Here is a 26,728-nt window from a genome sequence, read left to right on the forward strand (position 1 = left end):
TTTATGCCTTTTTTATTGGCTGAAATATTGAATTTTCAAGGTTCAACACACCGATACGGTGTGGGAAGTTTTAGTCATTAAAACAAAACAGGGAGCTGTCGGTAAATAACGTTTTTTAGAGCTGACAGCACCAAACAAAAATATCCTGACAGTTACAGAGCTTTCTGGCTCTGCAACTTGTTCAGGATATTTTTATTTTGATAAATACTTTCTGTTTTTGGCCGCAAAAAATCCTTGTTTGGATTTTTTCAGCCGCATTTTTTTCTAGGCAGTTTTTCCTTCAAATTTTCTCAGTTTTTCGTATAAAAAACGATGATATTTATTTATATTTCTTCCAATAGCATACAGCATGAATTCTTTATATACCTTATCTGCCGAACGGTAATTAAAACGCCGGAAGTTCTCATTTTCCTTTATATCTCCAAAATGTCCTTCCGTCTGAATGGAACGTGTCTGGCGTTTCAGGATCCCGCGTTCACTCTGGATATTGGCATGCGATCTTTCTTTCAGTTCCTCCCATTGTTCATTGATCTTCATGACTTTGTTCTTTTCGGCATCTTTCTCCGCATCATACTTATACAGACAGCGCGCTTTATGTTCACATCCGCTGCAGTCTGCACAACCATATACCTCAAAGGTCTGTGTATATCCATCCTGCTCTTTGCTCTCTGTCCTGAGATGCCGCAGTTCACGTCCGTCATGGCAGATATAGAACTGTTCATCTTCAAAGATCCCTGTCCTCATGTTGTAATATTTACTGATATCTTCTGAATAAGCGCGTGTTTTTCGCTTTTCATGATCCTGCAGTTTTATATAACTGGATATTTCATTCCGTTTTAAATAAAGCAGATTTTTTTCACTACAGTACCCGCTGTCCGCAGTTACTTCTTCCAGAATACTCCCGAAAGCATTCTTATGTTTTTCAAGGACCGGGATCAGGGTATTATAATCGGTGCGGTCGCTGCTTACATATCCATGTACGATATAATAATTCTCTACCGCGATCTGAACATTATATGCTGGCTTTAACTGTCCGTTCAGCATGTGATCTTCTTTCATACGCATAAAAGTCGCTTCCAGATCTGTTTTGGAATAACTGTTTCTGTTTTTTCCCATGATCTCAAAGCATTCTTTATATTCCATCAGTCGTTTTCCGCATTGTTCCAGTTCCTCATGCAGCTGTTGAAGTGCAGGTTTTCTTTTTCCTTTTCCGTAAACGAATTCGATTCCCTCGTTGTCTGCGATCATCGTGAGATTGTTCTGGAGTTTCCGTATTTCAAGCGGTGAACAGTTATCGATCTCTATAATACGGTTATTTGAAAGCTTTTTATGTTTTACAAGCTTTCGTTTTCTGTTCTTTTCGATCACTTCCCGGACTTTATCCATCCCTTCGATCACAAACATCTGTGCATTTCCCAGCTCGTACTTTGTTCCATAATCATTCTCCTGCAAAAAAGAATTATATTTTTCAAAAAGCTGGTCGATAGAGTCCAGAAGTCCTGCCAGATGATAATTGATGCTTCCACGCCATACAAAAGTATAACGGTTCGCATTTGCCTCTATCTTTGTACCGTCAATAAAAAGTTCTTTTAATGTGACCAGCCCTTCTTTCTGCAGCCGCCGCATAAACTGGTAATTCAGGTCATCCAGGACATCAGATGTCAGCTTCCTGTTTTTAAAGTCATAAAAAGCATCACGTTTCGGTTTTTGTCCGCGCGTCAGCCAGATAAAAGCATGGTCTCTTTCACACAGATCAACAATACAGTCAACAGAACGTATTCCCCGCATATTTGCATAGGTAACTACAGCATACATCATAATTGGGTTGTACCCGGTTCTTCCCTTATCTGAACAATTGGCTAACAAGCCAGAAAAATCTAATTCCTCCATCACTTTTTTCAGGGTATAGACTGGATCGTCGTCAGGTAAACTCAATTCGAAGAAACTAAAGTTAATTTTCTGTTGCCCAAACTCAAAAAATCGTTATAATAATCCTGTTTTTGACAGTTATTAGAAGAAAAAATCGCTATATCCCTTGGCTTAACAGTGATAAGGAAGTAATTCTTATTTTTACTGTTGGCTGACAGATTCGGGTGTGCAGGGCAACCGTAAGGCTGCAAAAGCTGTCTGTTTCCAACAGAAACAGACAGCTTTTAATTTGCGTTGAAAGCATCTCGCTGTTTTCTCTCGAGCGGGGCGGTCTTCCCACGGACCGCCCCGCGAAGCCGTTACGGCTCGATGATGTTGAAGGGGTTGGCTCCGGTGATCGGGAACTGGTTCATATTCTCCATCATCAGCGTCAGCAGCTCTGCGCTGCCCTCGACCTTGACGGCCTGTGTAACCGTTTCCTGATTGTTGGTCAGGATCGCAAACAGCGCATTCTTCGGGCAGGTAATAGACACGTCCGCATCATCAGACAATGTATCCGCATAAACCAGCAGCATACCATTCTTCACGCGGAGCATGTGCTGTTCGCCCACGTCAGGCAGGATCACGTTCATGGTGAAGTCGCGGTCAGCCAGCGCCTGCTTGTCCATGACAATGGCCATATAGTCAAACAGCATGGGCGCGGAGAGGGCCTTGACCATGTCGCCGGTAGATTTGGTGGAAGCGGTGAAATTGGCGTTTCCATGGCGCAGCTCCTGCGCGGCGGTCAGATATTCGTTGCGCCACGGACCGGACTCCGCCTGATACCCCAGCTGCTCCAGTGCATCGGCGCACAGAAGCCGTGCATCGGTGTTCGTCGGGTCGGCAAAGACGATGGTGTTTGTGACCTCGGCGACCCACTGATATTCACCCTTGTCAAAATCCGCCTTTGCCATTTGCAGGACCTTGTCAACATCCCCCAGGTACTCCACCCATTTTTTTGCGCTGTCGCTTGGCATGAGGGGGTTCAGGTTGACAGGGTTGCTGTCATACCATCCCATGAACTTCTGGTAGACCGCCTTGGCGTTGTGGGCGACCGTCCCGTAGTACTGGCGGGTGTACCAGATTTTATTGAGCGCCTCCGGCAGCTCGATCATGTTGGAGATCTCGTCGCTGGTGTAGCCCTGATTGATATAGGTCAGAGTCTGGTCGTTGATGAACTTATACACGGCAGCCGTGTTGACCATGTAGTCGTTCACCACGTTGTTTCCCCAGTGCGGCCAGTTGTGGGACTGGAAGGTTACCTCCGCGTCCTTGCCGTAAAGGGAAATGGCCTCGGTGATATAGTTTGCCCATGCCGCGCCGTCGCGCACCTCCGCGCCGCGCAGCGTGTAGAGATTGTGGAGCGTGCCGGTGCAGTTTTCCGCCATCCAAAGCGCCTTGTACTGGGGCAGCCACGTGTTCATTTCGGCGGGCGCTTCCGTACCCGGCGTGAGCTGGAACTCCAGCTCCACACCGTCGATCGTCAGCTTTTCGCCGGACTGCATGATTTCATAGCTGGGCGTCATGAACGAGACCGTTCCGGTGGACTGTCCCATGCCGATGCCCTGCGCCAGCTTGCCGGTCACGCCGGGGGTCAGAAGGATGCCATACTGATAATTGCTGCGGCGGCCCATACCCTTACCGGCGTAGACATTTTCCTTCACGGAGTGCTCCGTGAAGCCCACAGGCGTGATCACGGGGATCTTGCCGCTGGCGAGCTGATCTTCAATAGAAAGTGTCTCGTCTGCCTTATCCTCTTTCGCCATCACGCCAGCGATGCCGCCAAAATGGTCGGCGTGAGAATGAGAGATGATGACGGCCTTGACCGGGAATTTACCAAGATTCTTTTCGATCAGCTGCATGGCAGCCTGGCTGCACTCCACACTCATCAGCGTGTCAAAGACGATCCAGCCCGTATCGCCCTTGATAACGGTGAGGTTTGCCATGTCATAGCCGCGGACCTGATAGATGCCATCCGTCACTTCAAAAAGACCATAGGCATGGTTGTTCTTCGTGTTCTCCCAGAGGCTGGGATTTACGCTGTCAGGCGCTTTTTCATAATCGTCCAGGAACGCATAGGCTTCCTGACTCCAGAGAATCGTCCCATCCTCGTCCTTTAGTTCCAGTGTTTCCGGCGCGTCGATCAGTCCACGGGTGGCGAATTCATATTCCTGCTTATCATCGAAGTCAAGTTCATCGTAGATGGCGGCATTTGCCTTTGCCGTAAAGTTTGTGGCGGGCTTGACATCGGCGGTCAGACCCAGGTCTGCCTTTTCCGCGCCCAGCTCTTTGCGCCCATCCTGCGCACAGCCGACGCAGGACAGCAATAGTACCGATGTAAGAAGCATTGCTGCAATACGTTTCATAGCCTCTCCTTATTGTTCGCGGATAACAGGTGGCTGCCAGCTATCCAGTGCTGTCATATCCGGTACATAGATCCGCATGAACAGATGAAATTCCCCGTCGGAAACAGGCAGCCAGTTAGAGGTGTCTTCCTGTGCATCCTTGGACAGGATAATATCCAATGTGCCGTCCGCATTCAGCTTGAAGTCGGAGCGGTCGTTGATGCAGTAGCGGTCGATGGAATTGTCAATGAGGAAATCATCCTCTCCGTAGGCGGTCACGGACCAGAAGCCGCCCTCCAGCGTGGGAGGAAGGGTTTCAAAGTGGAGCGTATACTTCTTTTCTCCGGTCAGCGCTGCGCCGGTCTCATCCACCGCTGTCTTGGGATAGATTGCCACGTCCACGGTGTTGGCGCCAAGCCCCACCAGCGCTACCATCGCGCGGTAGGTATACTCCGTGCCGAAGTCGCCGATGGGCTTGCCGTAATAGATCCACTGACCGAGTTTTTGCGCATACTTCGCGCCGTCGGCGGCAAGCGTGGCGCGAAGCCCCTGAAGCATCTGCGTCCAGCGCTCGGCAGCTCCTTCGCCCAGGAGAGCGGCGTCGAAGGTCTTACCCGCGCCCACGTTGATGGCGGAGAGTTTCTTCAGCAGTTCCTTATCCGCATCGGCGGGCGGGTTGACCTGCATCAGAGCGTTAGCCGTATTGAAAAACTCTGCTGGCGTCATGGAAAGCACCTTGTTCACGGGAACAAAGTCATTTTCCTCTTTATAAGCTCCCTGCGGTGCGGCATACTCGCCTCCCTGTACATAAGCCGAAAGCGGCAGGAGCTGCATCTGCTCCTGAATAGCATAGACATTGGGCAGGTCCTCGTTCCCAGACAGCACCGTGCGGGTGATCGACCACATCGTTGCGGTGGGCACGTCCACGCGCGTCACACCGTCGGGCAGCTCGCCCTCCCAGCCGGGAAGCGCAATGGCATAAGCACCCGCCTTGTCCAGCACGGCGGCGGTGTTCGTCCACGCATCCAGAAGCTGCACATTGCAGAAGCGATCCGTTTCCGGCAGGACGTAGACCATAGGCTCTGTGCTGATGTCAAGCCATGCCTGCGAATAGACGGTATCGACGTTCGGCGTCACGACGGTGCGGAAAGAGGCGTCCGCCAGCTTTTTTGCATGGTTGAACTGATTGATGGGCGCACGGCCAGTCATGGTCCCGTCCGTATTGGTCGATAATGTTTTGGTTGCGTCGGTTAGCACCAGCGGGAACGCATAGATGTATGCCTCACTGACCGTTTCCCACACGGTTTCAGTATCCGGTGTATCCGGCTGCGTTTTTTCGGCAGAGCAGGCGGAAAGAAACCCGCAGGAAAGCAGCGTAAGCAGCGATAGTAGAATTGCAAGTATCTTTTTCATGTTGTCCTCCTATGATTCTCTTCTGTTTTTGGTCATCTCCTCGGAAGGGTTTGTGCGTATGGATTGACTATAAAGTCGTTTGTGATTTTCTCTTTATGGTAAACTATCGATTATTCCGCCCCTTTCTTTCCGCAAGCCTTGAAAGCTCCTTTTTGACCGCTTCGATTTGTGGGTCAAACAGCGCTCGCTCGGCAAAGATCATATAATTGTTGATGGCGAGGATCGACAGATGAACGAACGGCGCAACCTCTTCGTCGGTGCAGCCGAGGATCTCCGCAATCTTGCCCGTGTAATAAGGGTATCTTGCCGCAAGCCGCACAAGGGAAGGCTTTACCTTTTCTCCGTATTCGCGCGACACACATACGCTGACCAGAAAGCGCATGGTAGGCGACATTTTATCCGCCAGCTCACCGAGATGATCCATCATGCTTTTGATGTCACTAATATCTTCAAGCACGATGGCAAACGCGGCTTTTTCAATTCGACTGATCGCTTCCTCGGCGCAGGCAAGAACGATTTCCTCTTTGGCGGAGAAGTAATAGTAGATGCCGCCGTTTTGCAACTTTGCCGCCTTACAGAGGTCCTTTGTCGTGGCAACGGTCAGCCCCTTTTCGACAAAGCAGTCAAGGCAGACGCCTACAAGCTCCTGTCTCTTTTCGGCTTTCTTTTCTTCCCTCAAAACACAATCCCCCCATTTCTGTGCATTATCCAGTGTTTCTTATAATAGTATATCAGACTCCACAGAATAAATCAAGTGATTGCTTGAATAAGAGTTATAGATTTTTAGGATCACAATGCCTGATCAAACATCACAATAGCCTTTTTCAGCAGCCGCACCTCCGGCAAGCTCTGGATGTACCGAATCGCCGTCCTTGCAAAGATATTGGACTTTATCGTGTCCCACTCCGCCAGCCAGACGATCTCCGCTGTGCCGGTTGCAAAGTCAAATCTGATCTCTCCCCATTCGCCGTCGTTGTCTGCCTGATATAGGTAGACAGCGGCGGCTATTTTTTGTTCCTTTTGCGGCATTCGGTCTGCTTCAGCGTCACGGTATGGACAAGCCTGCTTTCAAGCAGCTTCATGCGCAGCTTGTCAAGCGTCCGCCGGTAGAATCGTTCCGCGCCACTGGCGGTTGTACCCTCGAAATCCACCGCCAAGTCCTCAAAGGTAGACTGCGTGGACAAAGGGCTGACGCGTCCACATGTCATGCAGAGGCTTTCGCCGCCGACAGTTGCTCTGATCTGCTGGTTTTCCTTCTTGACATGAACAATGCTCCCTTCGTGATTGACAGTGTTTTTATTTCACTGTCTCTCATAAAGGGAGCATATCATTCTTTCTCTGCTTTTAAAATTTTAACTTCAGCACGCAGCTTTTCTAATTCACTCATCTCATCGGGACGTTTTCGTTTGCCACGGTTATCTCTTAAAGCTTCCACTCCACTAGCTTCATATTTGACTATATAATTGCGAGCCTGTTGATAGGACACCTGGTATTGTTCTGCTGTTTGGGCATAATTACGATCATGTGCGATACAATACTGTACTATTTCAACCCGTTCTTCAAAAGTGGTTTTTCGTCCTTTGGTCATGACAATGCTTCCTCCTGTTCCAGAAGATTTTAATTCTTCATGACCATTATACTTCTTTATCCAAGTTTGTAACTTACCTTTCGAACGGATCCCGTATTTTTTGCAAATATCATTTTGAGAACCATAGCCTGCTAAATAATCTAAGACTGCTTGTTGTTTCAATTCTTTGGAATATTTTTTATTCCCTTTCAATGTGAATGCATTTGCTCCCATAGATTCATAGTTTCGAATCCATTGTTGGACAGATGCGAGACTTACAGCAAACATATCGGCAATTCGCCGTTGGCTTTCTTTTCCATCCAGATATAGATTTACAGCACATATCTTATCCTCAACAGATACTTTTCTTTTAGACATAAAATATGCTCCTTCCTAAGTGACAAGTTTTTATTATTTCACTTGTCTACCTAGAAGGGAGCATATCAGAGTTGAGTTCCAGAACGAATCTGATACTTTTTTAATATTTCTGGGAATGTAAACTCATGAGACAAGTAATCTCTAACAGCTGCCTCTTTAGTTTCTTTTGAATAACGAGTAGTTTTAGAACCGGTTTTCAAACCGCTCCATCCAAAGGTTTCATAAAGTCGTTTCCAATCTTTTAAAGAACCTTGATTAATATCATAACGTTTACATATTTCTCTGAACCCATATGTTCCATCAATGTATTCAGAAACTATTTTGACTTTTTCTTCATAAGTAAATTTATGTTTGAATGCCATAAAGAAAGCTCCCTTCTAAATAAACAAGATTTTATTATTTCTCTTGTCTACTTAGAAGGGAGCATATCAATCATTGATGCGACAGCCCCGACTATAAGGAGATTTCCTTAACCTTCAATGGCAATATAACCATCTTTTTCTATTTTCTCAGGTGCTTTCTTTGGCACGGACAGTTTCAGAATACCATCTTCATATTTTGCATGAATGTCTTCTTCGCTTACTGCATCGCCTACATAAAAGCTTCGGCACATGCTGCCCGCATAGCGTTCACGCCTGATATAATTACCTTCTTTATCTTTTTCATCTTTATCCAGTCCCTTTGCAGTAGAAAGTACCAGATAACCATCTTTCAGCTGTACCTGAATCTCGTCTTTCTTAAATCCCGGAAGATCGACATCCAGTTCATAGCTACCGTCTGTTTCACGGATATCCGTTTTCATCATGTTCTGCGCATGTTTACCATAAAGCGGATTCTTCTTGCCCCAAAACTCATCGTTAAACGGGAAATTCATCCAATCATCATCAAATAAGTTTTCTCCAAAAATACTAGGCATTAACATAAGTCATCTCTCCTTTTCATGACAAACAAATCTATATTCAAGTCTTTCGACTGTTACTTACAATTATATTTAAAGGGTACTGCCCGAAATCTTCGGGCAACACCACGAGCTTTTTATCAATCAGATGTTATCATTATCATTCAATGGTTATATATTTCGGATCATTGGAAACTGGTTTTGCTTCTTTCTTCGGAACAAACAGTTTCAGGATACCATGTTTGTATTCACCTTTAATGTCTTCCTGAGTCACTTCTTCGCCTACATAAAAGCTTCGCTCGCAGGCTCCTGCGTAACGTTCACGTCTGATGTAGTGTCCCTTCTTATCTTCATCGTCTTCATCCAGACCTTTTGCTGCACTGACAGTTAAGTAACCATCTTTCAATGCAACTTTGACTTCATCTTTCTTGAAGCCAGGAACATCAACAATCAGTTCATAACCTTCCGGTTTTTCCTTAATATCTGTCTTCAGGAGATTCTGTGCTCTTCTTCCGTACAGCTTCTTTTCCGCTTTCTTCTCATCTTTGTCATCATAATAGAATGGTGTAAAGAAATCATCAAATAAGTTTTCTCCAAAAATACTAGGCATTAACATAAGTCATATCTCCTTTCAAAAGCTCCCTAGATCTTCACGATCCAGTCTGCTGTATTATCATTTCTAGTTCTTCGAACATCTGGAATACCTTTTCTTTTATCTCTCTTCCTTTGTTCTATCTGTAATATAACACGCATTATTAGCACTGTCAAGAGGTGAGTGCTAATTTTTTTGTGAAGATTTTGTGAATGATTTTGTGAAACTTGTGAATGTGTTTTGTGAACGCTATAAGCCATGCAAAATGGTGAAAAAAGACGCCCTGCAAGTTTACTGTTAATGCATCAGCCTTTTAAAATTAGCCAACTACTTTTCCAAAAGTTTTTAAGGTGGAGCCGGAAGTGACTTGGATAGGAGCATATTTTTTATTTAGAGAAATAAGTTGGATACCGCAATCAGATTGATGATATTTCTTTACATAAGCATCACCATCGAGGAAAAAGACACCGATTTCTCCTTCTTCAAGAGTTTCTTGTTTATGAATCCAGATGATCTGTCCATCCAGATAGAGAGGCTCCATACTGTCACCACATATGATGTTGTTCCGAAAGAAGAAATTGCTGAATTTGAAGAGCTTATGCGCAAAACCATAGCTGACATTGTATCAGAAGCCAGTAGCGTTGTCTTTTGGGTGTATGTGCAGAAATATGTGAAGCACAAAACCCTAAACGAAATGCTGCAAGAATTGCCAGACGTAGGTCAATTCATCCTAGCTATGGATACCTGGTTTGAAAAACTGATGGAGAAATAATCTAGGAAAATAGTTTAAAGTTTACATGTTATGATCATGTATGAAGTTGGAACAAAATAAAAGATTGTGCTATACTATTGTTCAAGAAAAAAACTCATTGACATATTTCAATCTATTTAGGAGGATAAACGATCATGTGTACAGCAGCAACTTATAAAACAAAAGATTTTTACTTTGGACGAACCCTCGATTATGAATTCTCTTATGGTGATCAGATAGTAATTACACCACGTAATTATGCGTTTAATTTTCGCCATGTTGGCGATATGAAAAATCATTATGCAATTATTGGAATGGCTCATGTTGCAGAGGATTATCCTTTGTATTATGATGCTATGAATGAAAAAGGAGTGGCAATGGCAGGACTGAATTTTGTCGGAAATGCTGTTTATGCCGCGATTAAGCCAGATGTGGAAAATATTGCACAGTTTGAATTTATTCCGTGGATTTTAAGTCAGTGTTCTTCTTTAGTTGAAGTTCGCGAGCTTCTTGAACGAATTAATATTGTTAATACTCCTTTCAGCGAGCAATTGCCATTAGCACAATTACACTGGATCATTTCTGATGAGAATGAGTCAATTACGGTAGAATCTATGTCAGATGGTTTGCATATTTATGATAATCCAGTAGGAGTGCTTACGAATAATCCGCCATTTCCACAGCAGATGTTTCAACTAAATAATTATATGTATTTATCTCCTAAACAGCCCAGAAATACTTTCTGCGAAAATTTGGCTCTTGATGCATATAGTAGAGGTATGGGAGGATTAGGTCTTCCGGGAGATCTCTCATCTTCATCACGCTTTGTACGCGTAGCTTTTACAAAGGTAAATGCAATTTCAGGTGAATCAGAGGAAGAAAGCGTTAGCCAATTCTTTCACATTCTCGGATCTGTGGATCAGCAACGAGGATGTTGCGAAGTAGCGGATGGAAAATATGAAATCACATTGTATACGTCGTGTTGTAATGTTACAAAAGGTATTTATTATTACAATACTTATGAAAACCATCAGATCAGTGCAGTAGATATGCATGTAGAAAATCTGGATAGTGATAAAATGATTTGTTATCCAGTAATTCAAGGAGAACGAATCAACTATCAAAATAAATAATGTTTTGAAATCAGGGATGAGGTAGAAAGGAAAGTTCCATGACAAAAGATGAAGTAAAAAAACTCAGGATGAACAGTCCGGAATCACTACAGTTTTTAAATAATGCTACAAAATTTTATAATTTAATGATGATGTATCGTTGTGCTATTCGGGAGATACAAACTAAACTTGAGGTTTTGGATGATGAATTTTCAGTTGAGAACAATCGAAATCCTATTTCTTTTATAAAAACAAGAATTAAGAAGCCCAATAGTATTTACAATAAACTGCAGAAGATGGGATATGAATTTACAACAGAAAATATACAGACATATCTCAATGATGTAGCAGGCGTTCGAATAGTTTGTGCGTTTATTGACGATATTTATATGATATCAGATTTGATTACCCAACAGGATGATATTAAAGTTATTGAAATAAAAGATTATATAAAAAATCCAAAATCGAATGGTTATCGAAGCTATCATATGATTGTTGAAATACCAGTATTTTTTGCTAAGGGTAAAACACCTATGCGTGTAGAATTACAGATTCGAACCAATGGTATGGATTTCTGGGCAACATTGGAACATCAACTTCGCTATAAAAAAGGAATTGAAGAAATGCCTGGCTATGATGAGATAAGTGAAGAATTACTTCATTCTGCAAGAGCTATCATTGAAGCAGATAATGAAATGCAGAGAATAAAAGACAAAATTGGTATGTTCCATGAAATTTAGGGAGAAAACTGAGCAAGTAGGAAGGTGGAATATATATGAAACAAGATACTTTAGAGGGCAAAGCAAAAACAAAAAATGGGGTAAAACGGCTGTGTTTTTCCATAATCTGCATTCTTTTGGAAGTGATTTTTATTATTACTATCGTAACACGCTTGAATGAATATGCAGAAATCATAAATTTATTTACAAGGCTTTTGAGTGGGATCTTGGTTTTGGGATTGTACGCATCAAATAAGACATCCTCTATGAAAATGCCTTGGGTCATCCTAATTCTAATTTTCCCAATTATGGGTGTAGGCCTGTATTTGTTGATTGGTTTGAATGGTGGCACACATAAAATGCGTGAGCGATATGCAGAAATTGATGGCAAATTGTTACCAATGCTTCCGGACGGTCAGGAGTGTTTGAGCAGAATAAAAGAAACAATTCCGAAAGCAGGAAATATAGCAAGTTACATACAAAGAAATTCGCAGTATCCAATCTATCAGAATACGGATATTGTGTATTTTGATGAAGCAGTGAAAGGATTAGAGGCACAGCTTAAGGATTTGGAGAAAGCACAGAAGTTTATCTTTATGGAATATCATGCGATAGAAGACGCTGAAGCATGGCATAAGATTCAAGATGTTCTGGAAGAGCGAGTAAAAGCAGGTGTGGAAGTTAGAGTATTCTACGATGATATGGGTTCTATAGGCTTTATTAACACAGATTTTGTGAAAAAGATGGAGGCAATAGGAATTCATTGCCGTGTATTCAATCCGTTTATGCCAGGTTTAAATCTGTTTTTGAACAATCGTGATCATAGAAAAATAACAGTTATTGATGGAAAAGTCGGATTTACAGGTGGATATAATCTAGCAAACGAATATTTTAATTACACACACCCGTATGGACAGTGGAAAGATACAGGTATTCGTTTAGAAGGAGATGCTGTTCAGTCGCTTACGGTGACATTTTTGGAAATGTGGAATGCAGTAAGTGATAAGGTTGCTAATGATTCTGATTTTAGTAAATACCTTTTCCACTATGATTATGCGGCACAGCAAACTGGGTTTGTTCAACCTTATGCAGATAGCCCTATGGATAATGAGCAAGTAGGAGAAGAAGTTTATATCAGTATGATAAATAAAGCTGAAAAATATTGTTGGTTTATGACTCCATATCTAATCATAACAGATGAAATGACGCATGCGTTATGTCTGGCTGCTAAGCGAGGGGTAGACGTAAGAATTATCACACCTGGTATCCCTGATAAAAAATTCATTTATAATATAACTCGTTCTTTTTATCATGGATTAGTTAAACATGGTGTTCGTGTTTATGAGTGGACTCCTGGTTTCTGTCATGCAAAAATGAGTGTGGCAGATGACTGTATGGCAACTTGTGGAACAATTAATCTGGATTATCGAAGTTTATATCACCATTTTGAAAACGGCTGTTTTATGGCAGATTGTCAGGCAGTTGTGGAAATAAAAAATGATCTGATAAGAACGATGGGAGAATGTCGTGATGTGACAGACCAATATCAAACCGGACGAAGTGCATATTTGCGACTGGGACAATTATTTATGAGATTATTTGCTGGATTGCTATAAGAATCTGATGAAACGACCTTTCAAAAAACAGTTGATTTAGAAGTTAACTGTTTTTGAAAGGCCGTTTTTGCTATATCTAACAGTCTGTTGTACAAAGAAGATTTTGCATGGATAGTGATTAATACAACGGAGTAAGAAAAGCTCCTTCATATATTAGAATAAAAATATGACTGTTTCTTTAAAAAGAAGCCGGTCATATTTTTTTATGAAAAATAAATTTTGTTGAGGTTAAATTGAGATTGCCTTTGTATTGTATAAGTATGAAATAAAAAGGAAGCAGGTGATGTACAATGAAAAAGCATAAAATATGTAAAATCCTTCTTGTTATACTGGCATTTTTTTTATGTGTGGCTTTTTATGAATTGCTCGGAATCTGCGTTGCATATAAAAAGCAGCCGGAAGTGTCCAATACAACCAAAAAAGAAACAAAAAATGGGTCATGGAACGAATGCAGTGAAAATACAGAACGGGCAGTAATCATAGAAAAGAATCCAGAAGCGCTTTTACAAAGAGTGCGTTTGATCAAGAATGCAAAAAAGGAAATTATTCTTTCTACTTTTGCATTTCAATCCGATGAAAGTGGAAAATTGATTTTAGGAGCACTGCATGATGCGGCAGACAGAGGTGTACATATTCGTCTGTTAGTAGATGGAATGGAGAGCTGGATTGATATGGAAGGAAATCCGTATTTCTATGGATTATCTTCCCATGAGAATGTTGAAATTAAACTGTATAATAAGGCCAATCCGTTGAAACCATGGAAGATGATGGGTAGAATGCATGATAAATATTTGATTGCAGATGGAAAGAGATATATTCTTGGGGGAAGAAATACATACAATTATTTCCTGGGTGATTTTCCGGGACATAAGAACTATGACAGAGACGTGTTAGTGGTTTGCGATGAACCTGAGAAAGAAAATTCAGTTAACCAGTTGTTAGAGTATTTTGAAACGATATGGGAACAAGAAGACAGTGGTTATTTTCATGACAATAAAAAACTGGCAAATAGAAAATCTGTAAAGAACGCAGTTTTAGAGCTGCAGAACGGCTATCAGAAATATTTTGAAGAGAATAAGGAAAGAATCTGCGATACCGATTACACGGACGAAACTTTTGAGACAGAAAAGATTGCATTAGTGTCAAATCCTATTCACACAGGTTCCAAAGAACCAGTAGTGTGGTATCAGTTGGGAGAATTGATGAAAAATGCAAAAAATCGTGTGAAGATCCACACGCCATATATTATCTGTAATGATATGATGTATAATACATGGGAGGAGATTGCAGAGAACGTTTCAGATTTTTCTATCATGACAAATTCAGTTGCGAATAATGGGAATCCATTTGGGGCTGCCGATTATGCGAAAAACAGAAATAGAATCTTAAGTACAGGAATTAATATCTGGGAATATGAAGGCGGTTATTCATACCACGGAAAAAGTATTCTGATTGACGATGATCTGTCTGTAATCGGTTCCTTTAATATGGACATGAGAAGTGCATATCTGGATACGGAACTGATGCTTGTAATTCGCAGTAAAGATATTAATAAACAGTTGGAAGAGGGCATGATGGAATATGAAAGAGTGTCCCGCCAGGTATTGGAAGATGGAACCTATCGTGATCCATATCATGTAGAGCCAATCGAATTAACAAAGAAACGTCAGAGAAAAATATTTTTGGTACAGCATCTGCTGGGATGGGCAAGGTATCTGTTTTAATAAGGAGGAAGGAAAACGTGTTTCAAATATTGATTGTAGAAGATGATAAAGAATTAAGCCAGCTATTCCAAAAAGTGCTTGAGAAGAATGGATATCAAGTCAAAAGTGCATCGGATGGAGCACAGGCATTAGAAGTATTGGATAAGGAATATATTGATCTGATCATTTCTGATATTATGATGCCGGTTATGGATGGTTATGAACTGGTGTCGGAACTCCGTTCAGCAGGATATCAGATACCGGTACTTATGATCACTGCGAAAGGTTCCTTTGATGATATGCGCCAGGGATTTCTTTCGGGAAGTGACGATTATATGGTAAAACCGGTAAATGTGAATGAAATGGTTTTAAGAGTCGGAGCACTGCTTCGCCGTGCACAGATACTGAATGAACACAAAATTGTGATCGGTTCAACAGAGTTTGATTATGATGCAATGACGGTTACAACTGATAAGGAAAGTCTTGTTTTGCCTAAAAAAGAATTCCTGCTTTTATATAAGCTTGCAGCTTCGCCAGGCAGAACATTTACAAAACAACAGTTGATGGATGAAGTATGGGGATACGAGACGGAGGCAGACCCACATACGATAGAGGTACATATAGGAAGAATCAGAGAGCGTTTTAAAGATAACCCGGATTTTGAAATCGTAACAATGCGTGGAATTGGATACAAGGTGGTGAAAAAATAATGGAACAAAAGAAAAAAAAAGGATTGCGGATCCGATCCTGTCTGACTGGTGCAATCTGGCTGGCACTTGTATTTTCAACAGTCATATCTGCTTTATTATTTGCTTTTTTGAATCATTTTTTTAATCTGCCGGGCGGCATACCTGTGCTTGGCTGGCTTTTGATTTTCAATACATTGATTGCAGGACTGATCACTTCCTTTATCAATGCAAAGTTACTGGAACCAATTACCAGACTTAGTAAAGCAATGAAGGAAGTTTCTCAGGGAGATTTTGAACAGCATTTGGAAACGAACAGCCGTATAGCAGAAGTTGGAGAATCTTATCAAAGTTTTAACGTTATGACAAAAGAACTTCGTGCAACAGAGGTGCTGCAGATGGATTTTGTATCTAATGTTTCTCATGAGTTTAAGACCCCGATTAATGCCATTGAAGGATATACAATGCTGCTTCAGGGAGAAGAACTGTCTCCGGATCAAGAGGAATATGTAGAAAAAATCTTATTTAACACCCAAAGACTTTCCGGATTGGTTGGTAATATTTTGCTGTTATCCAAGTTAGAGAATCAGAATATACCAATGAAAAAAACAGAATATCGTCTGGATGAACAGATCCGCCAGGCATTTCTTTCATTGGAAACAAAATGGACAGAAAAAGAAATTGGTTTTCAGGTAGAATTGGAGGAAGTTAAATATACTGGGAATGAAGGACTTTTTATGCATATCTGGATAAATCTTTTGGATAATGCGATTAAGTTCAGCCCTTCAAAGGGGACAATTACGATGTTTCTGAAACAAGAACAGGATTCTGTTAAGTTCATTCTGGAAGATGAAGGACCAGGAATAGAGGATGATGTAAAATCCAGAATATTTGACAAGTTCTATCAGGTAGATGGATCTCATAAAGCAGAAGGAAATGGCCTAGGTCTTGCACTTGTAAAACGGATTGTAGATAGTGCCGGAGGAACAATCAAAGCAGAAAACCGTGAATATGGTGGATGCAGATTTGTTATAGAGCTGCCAAAGCAGAAAGATGAGATTATATAGTTTTAAGATAAATTAGAAGATGGGAGGATTTATATGACATTTTATCAGGAGTTGCAGTTAAATCAGGCAGGTTCTAAAAACCTGTTGAAAAAGAGTGAAACACTAAAAGAAAAATTATATCATATGTGGGTATATCTGGTGAAGATAGCTGTTACAATGGCATTTTGTTTTTTCTTTGTTAGTATTTTCAGCATCCTATTTGGAAATGAGAACAGCATTGTAGGTGTAGTAGTCTTATTATGTCTCATGGTGTTTAGAAATGCGGATCTGGGGATCCACACCGGACAATCTACGATGCTTTTGGCTTTGTTCTTTGTAATTATGACTGTATGTCCGCATTTAGCAAATCAGTTTTCACCGGTATTGGGAATGCTGTTAAATATTGCGGCACTGGCTGTGTTGATTCTGTTCGGATGCCATAATCCATTCATGTTTAATCAATCTACATTGGTTCTTGGGTATCTGCTGCTATATGGTTATGATGTTACGGGAAAAAGCTATCAGATGCGATTAGTCGGAATGGCTTTAGGTGCAGCACTTACCTGCTTCGTATTTTATCGAAATCATAAAAACAGAACTTATAAAAGAAATCTGAAAGATCTGATACAAGAATTTGATATCACTTCTTCCAGAACAAAATGGCAGATATGTCAGATTTTATGCGTACCGATTGTCCTTTGCATTGCAGAACTTTGTAATATGCCACGTGCAATGTGGGCTGGTATTGCGGCCATGTCCACGATTTTGCCGTTTATGGAAGATATGCGCTACAGAGTCCGTAAAAGGATTGTCGGAAATATTGCAGGTGTTATATGTTTTACAGTATTATATTTTCTGCTTCCTTCGTCAATCTATGCATATATAGGAATTCTTGGTGGAATCGGTGTAGGATTTTCAGCACAATATGGCTGGCAGGCAGTATTTAACACATTTGGTGCTTTAGCCATTGCTGCAGAGACTTATGGACTACAAGGAGCGGTTAGTCTTAGAGTGATTCAAAATGTTTTTGGTGTTGTGTTTGCATTAGCATTTTGTGTTATATTTTATTGGTTTATGTCTAAAAAAAAGGAAAGTGAGGTGACCGTACATGCAGAGTGAAGTGAATCAGGAAGAAAATTTGAATAGAATTATTACGGTTCCTAATCTTCTTTCTTTTTTTCGGCTTTGTCTGATTCCGGTAATTATATGGAGTTATTGCGTAAAGAAAAATCCTCTGTTAGCTGGTGAAATCTTATTGCTGTCTGGTCTTACGGATCTTGCAGATGGATATATCGCAAGAAGATTCCATAGGATTAGTAATTTAGGAAAAATATTTAATTAAATATTGCAATGAAAAGATCATTTACCGTAAACAAGCAGTAGATGGTCTTTTTTATATCCTTTTGTGAGCGAGTAGAGATTTATAGCCGGAAATCTATGTTTTATCATAATCTGTGAAATAAGATGGGTTAATTCTTTAATTTACATATTTTTTTAGGTGTTCCGGCATGGTATTATGGTGCTTATAAAGAACCAATTATATTTGTTGGAGAAAGTGGTGAAAAGTTATGAAGCTATTATTTAAACAAAGGTTGTTTTCATGGTTTGACAGCTATGATATCTATGATGAAGCAGGCAACACTGTTTATGTAGTAAAAGGTCAGTTGTCCTGGGGACATAAACTTGTAATTTATGATGCCTATGGAAATGAAGTAGGAATGGTTGTTCAGAAAGTACTTACTTTTCTTCCTAAATTCGAAATTTATAAAAACGGCAGTTATATCGGATGCCTGAGCAAAGAATTCTCATTCCTGACGCCACATTATAATATTGATTACAATGGATGGCATATTGATGGAACCATTATGGAATGGGACTATAGCATTCTTGATCGAAGCGGTTATTCAATCGCACGGGTCAATAAAGAACTGTTTCATATGACAGATACTTATGTTATTGATGTGCAGGATTCCGGAAATGCGTTGGATGCGCTGATGTTTGTACTGGCAATCGATGCAGAAAAATGTTCCAGAAATTAAAAAGCTGATCTTGTTACTGTAATTATTCGGAGGATGAAGCATGGGATTATTCAAAAAGAAAATCGTGAAAAAAACATATGACCGAGAACATATGAAACCAGTTATTCGTGCAAGCATTTGTACTGGGGAAGAAGTAGCAGGATTCAAAGACATACGGACCGGAAAAATCGAAGAGATCATGCTGATCAGATCGCCGGAGGACCTAGAAAGATTCAAAGAGATATATGAGATAACAGAGGAAATTGCAAAAGAATATTAGACATCTTCTGTGTCGTGGATGAACGCCAGGTATTCGTCTGTAAGCTTATAAGGAAAAAGGAGTTATTTTACACCAGTTTACAACTTTATAAATGATAGACTTGTTGATGAATCAGCTGTTTTAAGGCCTTTGTCATGGCATTTGATTTTATATGTGTTTCGATATTTTTCACGAAAGTGGCAAAAAATATCTGACTGCGAATGCCCTGACTTAATTCAAAACGAAACTCCTGTACGCTTTTTGTACGGTACTCAGAAAAATGTTCGTTCTGATAGGGCAGAATCTTCATGGCACAGTAACTGATGTTAATCAGATTGACCAGCATTTCAATCCCTTTGCAGCTTCGCACCATATAGTTACAAAAAGACCAGAACGTTTTCTGTTCATAGTAGCTTGTTTCAATATTCCAGCGTAACGAATATAGCAACAGTGGAATGTATTTCATACGGTCACTTCCGGTCTGGTTCAATGGTGCTTTTTCCTGCCATGCACAGAAAATCTGCAGATCTTCCGGGAAAATGGTACTGAAAAACAGTTGTTTTGTACCATGTTCTTTTTCTATGGCAGTGACATAGGCAAGGACTTCCCTATTGCCAAAGATCTTAGCGAGAACCCGGCGGACACCGGTATAATAATCACCAATCTTTTCATTGGAAAACGTAAAATCTGTTTCAACAGAAAGATGTTTTCCATGTTTGGCAGGACGTCACCGACGACCGGTCTGTGCAGGTGCAAGATCATAAATGATAGAATCAATCCTTGCATTGCCAATCAGATCCAGATTCGGATATTCATCAACGATGGATACCAGATTCTGTTTTGTGTACCAGCTGTCACAAAGGATGATGATATGATCTTTGCTGTGAAATTCAGGCATAACCTGCCGGATCATGGAGGCTGCCAGTTCCAGTTTAGCTTCTTTTTTTCTGGATGTTTCTGTGATATACTTATACGCGGTCGTATCAGACCGGAAGGGAAATATTATGTTACAAAAATTATATGTTTTTTTCAGGAAAGAAACCGTTTTGTCAATTGCAGTGATCCTGGCGCTTCTTTCTATGTTCTGGGTCAGACCGGATAAGACTTATTTTACTTATATCGATTTCAGGACTCTCGGGCTCCTCTTCTGTTTGATGGCAATTGTAGCTGGTTTGAAGGCTGTTGGTGTTTTTGATATACTTGCCAAAAAATTGCTGATGGGAACATCGGGAACTGTGGGTGTGATCAGGCTGTTGGTACTCTTATGTTTCTTCCTGTCAATGGTGATCACCAATGATGTGGCATTGATTACTTTTGTTCCTCTTGCACTGATCATTGTGCATAAACTGCCAAAGGAACTGGGCAATTACTGGCTTCTTAAAATAGTAGCCATGCAGACAATCGCTGCTAATCTCGGAAGCATGCTCACACCAATCGGAAATCCGCAGAACCTTTATCTATATGCCAGAGCAGGGATGTCCGCGGCAGAATTAATAACCCTGATGCTTCCCTATTCCGCCACAGCACTTATCCTTCTTCTGATATGGATACAGGTAGCCGCTGCCAAAGCACCTCACGTATGCGGTTCCGAAAAAGATAAAACTCTTTTGGGATTCTCTGACAGAAAAGAACTTAACATGGAATACCTGGCCGCTTACCTGATCTTATTTACAATCTGCCTGCTCACTGTTGCACATATCATTCCATACCAGATTCCTCTTGTATTGGTTCTTATATATATGCTGCTAAGAAACAGGGAAAATATAAGCAGGGTGGATTACTCCCTGCTTGCCACCTTTATCGCATTATTTATTTTTATCGGCAACCTTGGAAGGATTCCGCAATTCAGCAGTTTTCTGGAAAGAATCATGGCAGGAAGGGAAACACTTACTGCTGTTCTTGCCAGTCAGATTATGAGCAATGTTCCCGCTGCGCTTCTTTTATCCGGCTTTACAGATAATTACCGGGCTTTAATTGTCGGAACCAATATTGGAGGTCTCGGCACTCTGATTGCATCCATGGCAAGCCTGATAAGTTTCAAATATATTGCAAAAGAAAACAGGAATCTGAAAGGGAAGTATTTGGGAATATTCACAGCCTCCAATATTATATTCATGATATTCATGTTAATATTGTATTTTTTTCTTAGATAAAGGTTTTCCCGGAATTACAAAAGCTATAACAATTCTTTCTTCGCAAAAAATTCTCCGCGGCACTCTCCCATCCTGGAAGAAAAGCCGCGGAGAAATAAATATATTTTCGGTGCCAATACAAAGATCATTAATCTTTACACCACTTTACAACTTTTTCATAAAAAAATATCGTACAGGGCTTTCTGATGTATAATGAGTTTGCTCCAAAACATTACAAAGGAAAGAGACCCTGTACGACAAAGACATTATACAACGAAAAGACTCTGACTGGTAGACTTCACAAATATTTTTTGATTTATTTTGAAACTTTTTCTGCTCCAACAGCAGATACTTTGTTTTTACTCGTTTTATCAATACTAACATTGGAATCTGTACATTCCATTCGATTTTTATATCAGCACTTTTTGTCTGGGATTACCACAAAATCCCTCAATACCTTTTTCCACGCATGTTCCTATGCAAAAGTTGATTATTCCCACTTTATGAATATCACAGCTAAAGTTGCTTTGAGAATGATACCGGATTCACTGGCAACACAGCCGATATTTCTTTGTGTGGATGATACCATGGTAGCAAAGGCCGGAACTCGGTTTGAGAATGTTTCAAAACTCTTTGACCATGCCGCACATAATGGTTCCAATTATCTGAATGGACACTGCTTTGTAAGTATTATGCTTTGCATACCTGTATGGAAGAATGACAGGGTATCTTATCTTTCACTTCCTCTTGGATATCGCATGTGGCAGAAAAAAGCACCATTGAACCAGACCGAAAGTGACAGGATGAAATATATTCCGCTGTTTTTGTACTCGTTCCAGTGGAATATTGAAACAAGCTACTATGAGCAGAAAATCTTCTGGTCACTTTGCAGTTATATGGTACGAAGCTGCAAGGGTATTGAAATGCTGGTAAATCTGATCAATATCTGTTATTGTGCAATGAAGATCTTACCCTATCAGGATGAGCAGTTTTCCGAATACCGTACAAAAAGTGTACAGGAGTTTCGTTTTGAATTAAGTCAGGGCATTCGCAGCCAGATATTTTTGACCAATTTCGTTAGAAACATCGAAACACATATAAAATCAAATGTTATCATAAAGGCTTTAAAACAGCTGATTCGTCAGCAAGTCTATTAATTATAAAGTTGTAAACTGGTGTAAACAGAAAGAACATCATACATATATCGGCTTGATGGGGTATGGCGTATTTTCACGCCAATTCTAAAAGTACCAGTGCTAAAGAACTTCAAAAAAAGCCGGGAGTCATTTATAATATAGAACATAAACATGGAACGAAACCATGTCATAGGAAGAAATGTATTTTGAGAGAAGGCTCTTATAAATGCTGAGTATTATTTATGGAGATGTGAAAAACAGTATTTATAATACAAATGTTTATTTTAAAAACAGCTATGAACCAGAATGGCTTGAGGCAGAACTGGCGAAAAAGATGATTAAAGATATTGATGATTCAGAAGTATTAAGTGGTGAATGCATTAACAGTCCGGTGTTGGGACAGATTCCTCCTGAAAGACTGTCAGGAGGAGTGAAAACATTGTTGTTGATTTTAAATGAACCAGATCGGATTTTCAATGCCTCGACCTGTGGCGATAACTGTGCAAAATGGATATTAGAAATAGGCAGAATTAAAGATGTCACCATTAATCTCAGACATATGATGAGTTTTGGAAAAGACACAAAATTTGAAATCAAAGTTCAAAATGGAGGAGAAACAGCTCATTCAATGAAGGAACTTATTCCTATAGCAAATAAGTATTTAAATGAAATGAAACAGGAGTAGTGATTATGAAAGGTTCACATAGAATCATTGTAGAATCCAGAAAAGTGAAATATGATTTTGTGATTCATAGGAATATTACAGTTATTACTGGTGACAGTGGATCTGGTAAGACCGTTTTAATTGATCTTATGCACCAGAATCTTTTGAGTGGCTGTTACTTTCAACAAAGGAAATACCGGAAGTAAATGTAGAAACAGTACTTCAGAATCCGGAAGAATACATTGACAGTAAAGAGTATGTCAGTTGGGAACGATATTTTACAGATTTATTGATAGAAAGTACGAGTAAGAATTTTATATGGGCATATTCGAAGAAAAGGCTTACAAAGGCGTACTTTGCTCCAAGGATAGTGAATGCGGTAAAAGCAATTATGAAATTAGTAGACTGGGAAAATGACAAGTAAAGTTTATCATAGAAACTATTTTGCAAAGTCTCAAATAATGATACTCCAAGAAACGTAATTGATACTTTATAGCCTGTATTTGGGATACCTCTGATACTTCCGACTGATACAATGATTATGTTGGAAGTAGAAGATCAGCAGGACAACTAAAAATTATATATTTGCTTTTCAGACATATTATATATGCTGGAAAAGTACGCAAAGCTCTATTGGGTTAAATACCCAATGGGGCTTTTTTTGATGCCTGAAAATCAATGATTTCCAGCCAAAGCCACGGGTCTGTCTATGACCGCGTGATTGGGAAGGGAATCAGGCATGATCATATGCATCAGCGGATCATGTGCACCTCCGCCCCTGGATTTGAAACAGAAAACAAGAAAAGTTCCTATTCACCACGGGATATTGCAGAGATGCTTCAGATATCTGAGAACCTGGTTTATGAAAAAATGAAAAAGGCCGGTGTGGAATTTACCTTAGTGGACTATTAGAGGAGATATCCGAAAAAAGCATTTGATAAATGGTATCGAAGTCAGAAACGGTACCGAAATGCCGAGGATCGGGAGAAAGTTCGTGACATTGTAGAAAGCTCCATGGCCATGCCGGAGATGGCCGGCTTATTAGGCGTTCCCAGATCTACCGTATATGGTCTTCTGAATCAGTCAGAGATTCTGAAAACCATTGAGTTTGATGGTCGAAGACGAGTGACAAAGAAGAGTTTTTATGAATGGTATGCCAGCCAGGACGATTATCATATCGTATCAGACGAAATGTCAGAGACAGTGAAGGGTGAAGATAATCGCAGGATTGAAGCTTATAGAAGAGCGGTTCTGGAGCAAGATGGTCATAGCAGATATATCGGAAACGACGCTTATCTGACAGTAAATGAAGCAGCAGTTCTGGCAGGAGTAAATCCGGCAACCGTGCACAAATGGATTAAAAAAGGAAAAGTAGAAGCAGTACAAAGCAGCAAAACGATTCGAATTCCAAGGCAGGAGTTTGAGGGTTGGCTGCAAGGCAGAGAGAAAGTGGAGGTTTAACATGGCATCATTAGTAGAAAGAAATGGAAGATATTGTGTTGTTTACAGCTATAAGGATAAAACAGGAAAGCGCAGGCAGAAATGATAGATAGGATGAAATAGACAGATTCCAGTTTGGAGAATTGAAAAAAATGGAATTTACCTATTAAGACATATAAACTCTTGACAATAAAGCTCCTATATAGTATGTTTTTAATAAACTACTATATAGGAGCTTTTGTATGGAAATGAATGGAGGATTTCTTGTCACAAAAATAAAACAGCTTGGAGACCGGATTTTTGAGAAGATTCTCAGTGAAAAGAATATTGATGCGTTTAATGGAGCCCAGGGGCGTATTCTTTATGTGCTGTGGCAGGAGGATGGTATCTCAATCAGGTCACTCTCGACTAAATGCGGATTAGCGATAACATCTCTTACTACGATGCTGGAAAGAATGGAAAATCAAGGGCTGATAAGCCGTGTTCAGTCTAAAACGGACAAAAGGAAAACACTCCTGTTTCTGACTGAGAAAGCACATGCCTTAAAGGGCGAGTACGATTCTGTATCTGATGAGATGGGCAGTATTTACTACAAAGGTTTTTCAGAGGAAGAAATTACCCGGTTTGAGGAATGCCTCGACCGCATCAGAAAGAATCTTGAGGAGTGGCAGAAGTCATGAGTATTTGTATCAAAGATCAGATTCAGAACATGAATATCGTCATTGGCTGCACAGTGGGGTGTGCATATTGCTATGCCCGCAACAACGTGAAACGCTGGCATATGATTGATGACTTCGCTGCCCCTGAATTCTTTCCGGGTAAGCTCAAGATGATGGAAAAGAAACGTCCGCAGAACTTTCTTCTTACCGGCATGAGCGATCTCTCCGGATGGAAGCCGGAATGGAGAGGCGAGGTATTTGCAAAGATCCGTGAAAATCCACAGCATCAGTTCCTGTTCCTTACCAAGCGACCTGATTTGCTGGATTTTGATACCGATCTGGAAAACGCATGGTTTGGCGTTACGGTGACGAGGAAAGCAGAACTGTGGCGTATCGACGCCCTTCGGAAAAACGTCAGAGCAAAACATTACCATGTTACCTTTGAGCCGTTATTCGACGCTCCCGGCACAGTTGACCTTTCCGGAATCAATTGGATCGTTGTTGGCACCATGACCGGAGCTCAGAGCAGGAAGATTCATACGGAGCCGGAATGGGCGTGGTCTCTGACGGACCAGGCACATAAGCTCGGAATTCCGGTGTTTATGAAGGAAGACCTTGTCCCTATCATAGGGGATGAAAATATGATTCAGGAAATGCCGGAAGAATTTAATAAAGTGTTAGAGGTACAGAAATCATGGAAGAAGTAATAAATGGAATCCTCATTCGTGAGGTGGAAACAAAGAACATAATGACTAAGTCTAGTCTGCCGGTAGGCGGTTACTCGGTCAATCCCTATGTGGGCTGTACACATGCCTGCAAGTATTGCTATGCTTCTTTTATGAAGCGCTTTACCGGGCACAAGGAGGAATGGGGCACTTTCCTTGATGTGAAGCATTGGCCGGAAATTAAAAATCCGAAGAAATATGCCGGACAGCGGGTGGTCATCGGTTCTGTGACAGATGGCTACAATCCACAGGAGGAGCAATTCGGGAATACCAGAAAACTTCTGGAGCAGCTGATCGGCAGTGACGCAGATATTCTGATTTGCACAAAGTCGGATCTTGTGGTACGGGATATTGATCTGCTGAAGAAGCTTGGACGTGTAACCGTTTCATGGTCGATCAACACACTAGATGAAAATTTCAAGAACGATATGGACTCTGCTTCGAGCATTGAGCGCCGTATCTCTGCTATGAAGCAGGTATATGAAGCAGGTATCCGTACAGTCTGTTTCGTATCCCCGGTATTCCCCGGTATCACGGATTTTGAAGCAATCTTTGAGCGGGTAAAGGATCAGTGCGATCTGTTCTGGCTCGAAAATCTCAATCTTCGAGGCGGTTTCAAAAAGACAATTATGGATTATATCGCCGGAAAATATCCTGATCTTGTACCACTTTACGACGAGATCTATAACAAGCATAACCGCAGCTACTTTGAAGCACTTGAAGTAAAAGCTGAGAAAATGGCTAAGAAGTATGATTGTGCCTTTGTGGATAATGAAATGCCTTATGGCAGAGTACCGCAGGGGCATCCGGTGATCGTAGATTATTTTTATCATGAGGAAATCCGTGGGACAGAGAATACCGGAAAAAGAAATCGCTAAATTCAGGTTTGTATATATCTTTTAAAAGGTATATGATTAAGAAAAACGGCAGGAGGTATCTGAATGAAATCACATAAATATTG

The 26,728-nt window shown here is 40.9% G+C and carries 28 protein-coding genes and 2 pseudogenes; 18 read left to right on the forward strand and 12 right to left on the reverse strand.

Going from position 1 to position 26,728, the window contains the following annotated elements:
- Positions 1-264: 264 nt before the first annotated feature.
- The 10 genes from LKD71_RS15440 to LKD71_RS18745 all read right to left on the reverse strand — a co-directional run bounded on the left by LKD71_RS15440 (position 265) and on the right by LKD71_RS18745 (position 9,642).
- Positions 265-1,956, reverse strand: a complete 1,692-nt coding sequence (locus LKD71_RS15440; protein ID WP_331466488.1) for an IS1182 family transposase — start codon at positions 1,954-1,956, stop codon at positions 265-267.
- Positions 1,957-2,228: 272 nt separating this feature from the next.
- Entirely contained in the window at positions 2,229-4,274 is a 2,046-nt protein-coding gene (locus LKD71_RS15445; protein ID WP_227616128.1) for an alkyl/aryl-sulfatase, read from the reverse strand.
- 9 nt (positions 4,275-4,283) lie between these two features.
- Positions 4,284-5,666, reverse strand: coding sequence for a DUF1254 domain-containing protein (locus LKD71_RS15450; protein WP_227616129.1), 1,383 nt, complete (start codon positions 5,664-5,666; stop codon positions 4,284-4,286).
- 103 nt (positions 5,667-5,769) lie between these two features.
- Positions 5,770-6,345: a TetR/AcrR family transcriptional regulator gene (locus LKD71_RS15455; RefSeq protein WP_227616130.1), complete on the reverse strand. Its 576-nt coding sequence runs from the start codon at positions 6,343-6,345 to the stop codon at positions 5,770-5,772.
- Between the two features lie 110 nt (positions 6,346-6,455).
- The gene (locus tag LKD71_RS15460; RefSeq protein WP_227616131.1) at positions 6,456-6,695 is read right to left on the reverse strand and encodes a hypothetical protein; all 240 of its coding nucleotides are present in this window, start codon (positions 6,693-6,695) and stop codon (positions 6,456-6,458) included.
- Between the two features lie 298 nt (positions 6,696-6,993).
- Positions 6,994-7,611, reverse strand: a complete 618-nt coding sequence (locus tag LKD71_RS15465; protein ID WP_227616132.1) for a transposase — start codon at positions 7,609-7,611, stop codon at positions 6,994-6,996.
- A 65-nt stretch (positions 7,612-7,676) separates the two neighbouring features.
- A complete protein-coding gene (locus LKD71_RS15470) occupies positions 7,677-7,973 on the reverse strand; it encodes a helix-turn-helix domain-containing protein (protein ID WP_227616133.1) in 297 nt (98 codons plus the stop codon).
- Positions 7,974-8,080: 107 nt separating this feature from the next.
- The gene (locus LKD71_RS15475; protein WP_227616134.1) at positions 8,081-8,533 is read right to left on the reverse strand and encodes an Hsp20/alpha crystallin family protein; all 453 of its coding nucleotides are present in this window, start codon (positions 8,531-8,533) and stop codon (positions 8,081-8,083) included.
- A 136-nt stretch (positions 8,534-8,669) separates the two neighbouring features.
- Positions 8,670-9,125, reverse strand: coding sequence for an Hsp20/alpha crystallin family protein (locus tag LKD71_RS15480; protein WP_118254521.1), 456 nt, complete (start codon positions 9,123-9,125; stop codon positions 8,670-8,672).
- 295 nt (positions 9,126-9,420) lie between these two features.
- On the reverse strand, positions 9,421-9,642 hold the full coding sequence (locus LKD71_RS18745; protein WP_227616135.1) for a S24 family peptidase: 222 nt from the start codon (positions 9,640-9,642) through the stop codon (positions 9,421-9,423).
- 6 nt (positions 9,643-9,648) lie between these two features.
- On the opposite strand from LKD71_RS18745, the pseudogene LKD71_RS15490 reads away from it, so the two are divergent.
- From LKD71_RS15490 to LKD71_RS15540, 11 genes and pseudogenes are all read left to right on the forward strand, one after another.
- Positions 9,649-9,873, forward strand: a pseudogene (locus tag LKD71_RS15490) (hypothetical protein); the annotation flags it as partial.
- A gap of 134 nt (positions 9,874-10,007) precedes the next feature.
- On the forward strand, positions 10,008-10,985 hold the full coding sequence (gene bsh / locus LKD71_RS15495; protein ID WP_005347230.1) for a choloylglycine hydrolase: 978 nt from the start codon (positions 10,008-10,010) through the stop codon (positions 10,983-10,985).
- 38 nt (positions 10,986-11,023) lie between these two features.
- Positions 11,024-11,704, forward strand: a complete 681-nt coding sequence (locus LKD71_RS15500) for a GTP pyrophosphokinase (protein WP_227616136.1) — start codon at positions 11,024-11,026, stop codon at positions 11,702-11,704.
- A 35-nt stretch (positions 11,705-11,739) separates the two neighbouring features.
- On the forward strand, positions 11,740-13,299 hold the full coding sequence (gene cls, locus LKD71_RS15505; RefSeq protein WP_227616137.1) for a cardiolipin synthase: 1,560 nt from the start codon (positions 11,740-11,742) through the stop codon (positions 13,297-13,299).
- A 290-nt stretch (positions 13,300-13,589) separates the two neighbouring features.
- Positions 13,590-15,023: a phospholipase D family protein gene (locus tag LKD71_RS15510; RefSeq protein WP_227616138.1), complete on the forward strand. Its 1,434-nt coding sequence runs from the start codon at positions 13,590-13,592 to the stop codon at positions 15,021-15,023.
- Positions 15,002-15,712 carry a response regulator transcription factor gene (locus LKD71_RS15515; RefSeq protein WP_003693048.1) on the forward strand — a complete coding sequence of 237 codons (711 nt, stop codon included), beginning with the start codon at positions 15,002-15,004 and terminating at the stop codon, positions 15,710-15,712. The genes LKD71_RS15510 and LKD71_RS15515 overlap by 22 nt, the downstream gene beginning before the upstream one ends.
- Positions 15,712-16,755 (forward strand): HAMP domain-containing sensor histidine kinase, encoded by a 1,044-nt coding sequence (locus tag LKD71_RS15520; RefSeq protein ID WP_117449750.1) that lies wholly within the window; start codon positions 15,712-15,714, stop codon positions 16,753-16,755. The genes LKD71_RS15515 and LKD71_RS15520 overlap by 1 nt, the downstream gene beginning before the upstream one ends.
- A 33-nt stretch (positions 16,756-16,788) precedes the next feature.
- Positions 16,789-17,853, forward strand: coding sequence for an FUSC family protein (locus tag LKD71_RS15525; protein WP_227616139.1), 1,065 nt, complete (start codon positions 16,789-16,791; stop codon positions 17,851-17,853).
- Positions 17,843-18,073 (forward strand): annotated as a pseudogene (locus LKD71_RS15530) (CDP-alcohol phosphatidyltransferase family protein); the annotation flags it as partial. The gene LKD71_RS15525 and the pseudogene LKD71_RS15530, both read left to right, overlap by 11 nt.
- Positions 18,074-18,302: 229 nt before the next feature.
- A complete protein-coding gene (locus LKD71_RS15535; protein WP_227616140.1) occupies positions 18,303-18,773 on the forward strand; it encodes an LURP-one-related/scramblase family protein in 471 nt (156 codons plus the stop codon).
- 40 nt (positions 18,774-18,813) lie between these two features.
- Positions 18,814-19,032, forward strand: coding sequence for an aspartate dehydrogenase (locus LKD71_RS15540; protein ID WP_118012734.1), 219 nt, complete (start codon positions 18,814-18,816; stop codon positions 19,030-19,032).
- Between the two features lie 85 nt (positions 19,033-19,117).
- On the opposite strand, the gene LKD71_RS18790 is transcribed toward LKD71_RS15540, so the two are convergent.
- Together LKD71_RS18790 and LKD71_RS18795 are read right to left on the reverse strand one after the other, a co-directional pair.
- Complete coding sequence (locus LKD71_RS18790) at positions 19,118-19,501, reverse strand: hypothetical protein (RefSeq protein WP_331466485.1); 384 nt, start codon at positions 19,499-19,501, stop codon at positions 19,118-19,120.
- Positions 19,502-19,738: 237 nt separating this feature from the next.
- On the reverse strand, positions 19,739-19,924 hold the full coding sequence (locus LKD71_RS18795) for a hypothetical protein (protein ID WP_331466486.1): 186 nt from the start codon (positions 19,922-19,924) through the stop codon (positions 19,739-19,741).
- A gap of 91 nt (positions 19,925-20,015) precedes the next feature.
- Here LKD71_RS18795 and LKD71_RS15550 point away from each other — a divergent pair, with 91 nt between their 5' ends.
- The 7 genes from LKD71_RS15550 (at position 20,016) to LKD71_RS15580 (ending at position 26,645) form a co-directional block, all read left to right on the forward strand.
- The gene (locus tag LKD71_RS15550; protein ID WP_227616141.1) at positions 20,016-21,164 is read left to right on the forward strand and encodes an SLC13 family permease; all 1,149 of its coding nucleotides are present in this window, start codon (positions 20,016-20,018) and stop codon (positions 21,162-21,164) included.
- Positions 21,165-21,349: 185 nt separating this feature from the next.
- Positions 21,350-22,300: a hypothetical protein gene (locus LKD71_RS15555; RefSeq protein WP_331466487.1), complete on the forward strand. Its 951-nt coding sequence runs from the start codon at positions 21,350-21,352 to the stop codon at positions 22,298-22,300.
- A 205-nt stretch (positions 22,301-22,505) separates the two neighbouring features.
- Complete coding sequence (locus LKD71_RS15560; RefSeq protein WP_118588241.1) at positions 22,506-22,964, forward strand: DUF4869 domain-containing protein; 459 nt, start codon at positions 22,506-22,508, stop codon at positions 22,962-22,964.
- Between the two features lie 999 nt (positions 22,965-23,963).
- Positions 23,964-24,404, forward strand: a complete 441-nt coding sequence (locus LKD71_RS15565; protein WP_227616142.1) for a helix-turn-helix domain-containing protein — start codon at positions 23,964-23,966, stop codon at positions 24,402-24,404.
- A gap of 221 nt (positions 24,405-24,625) precedes the next feature.
- A complete protein-coding gene (locus tag LKD71_RS15570; RefSeq protein WP_015567822.1) occupies positions 24,626-25,063 on the forward strand; it encodes a radical SAM mobile pair system MarR family transcriptional regulator in 438 nt (145 codons plus the stop codon).
- Positions 25,060-25,749 (forward strand): radical SAM mobile pair protein A, encoded by a 690-nt coding sequence (locus LKD71_RS15575; RefSeq protein ID WP_227616143.1) that lies wholly within the window; start codon positions 25,060-25,062, stop codon positions 25,747-25,749. The genes LKD71_RS15570 and LKD71_RS15575 overlap by 4 nt, the downstream gene beginning before the upstream one ends.
- A complete protein-coding gene (locus LKD71_RS15580; RefSeq protein ID WP_118472552.1) occupies positions 25,737-26,645 on the forward strand; it encodes a radical SAM mobile pair protein B in 909 nt (302 codons plus the stop codon). Before LKD71_RS15575 ends, LKD71_RS15580 begins: the two co-directional genes overlap by 13 nt.
- Positions 26,646-26,728: the final 83 nt, after the last annotated feature.

Source organism: Fusicatenibacter faecihominis, assembly GCF_020686945.1.
Taxonomy (GTDB): domain Bacteria; phylum Bacillota; class Clostridia; order Lachnospirales; family Lachnospiraceae; genus Limivivens; species Limivivens faecihominis.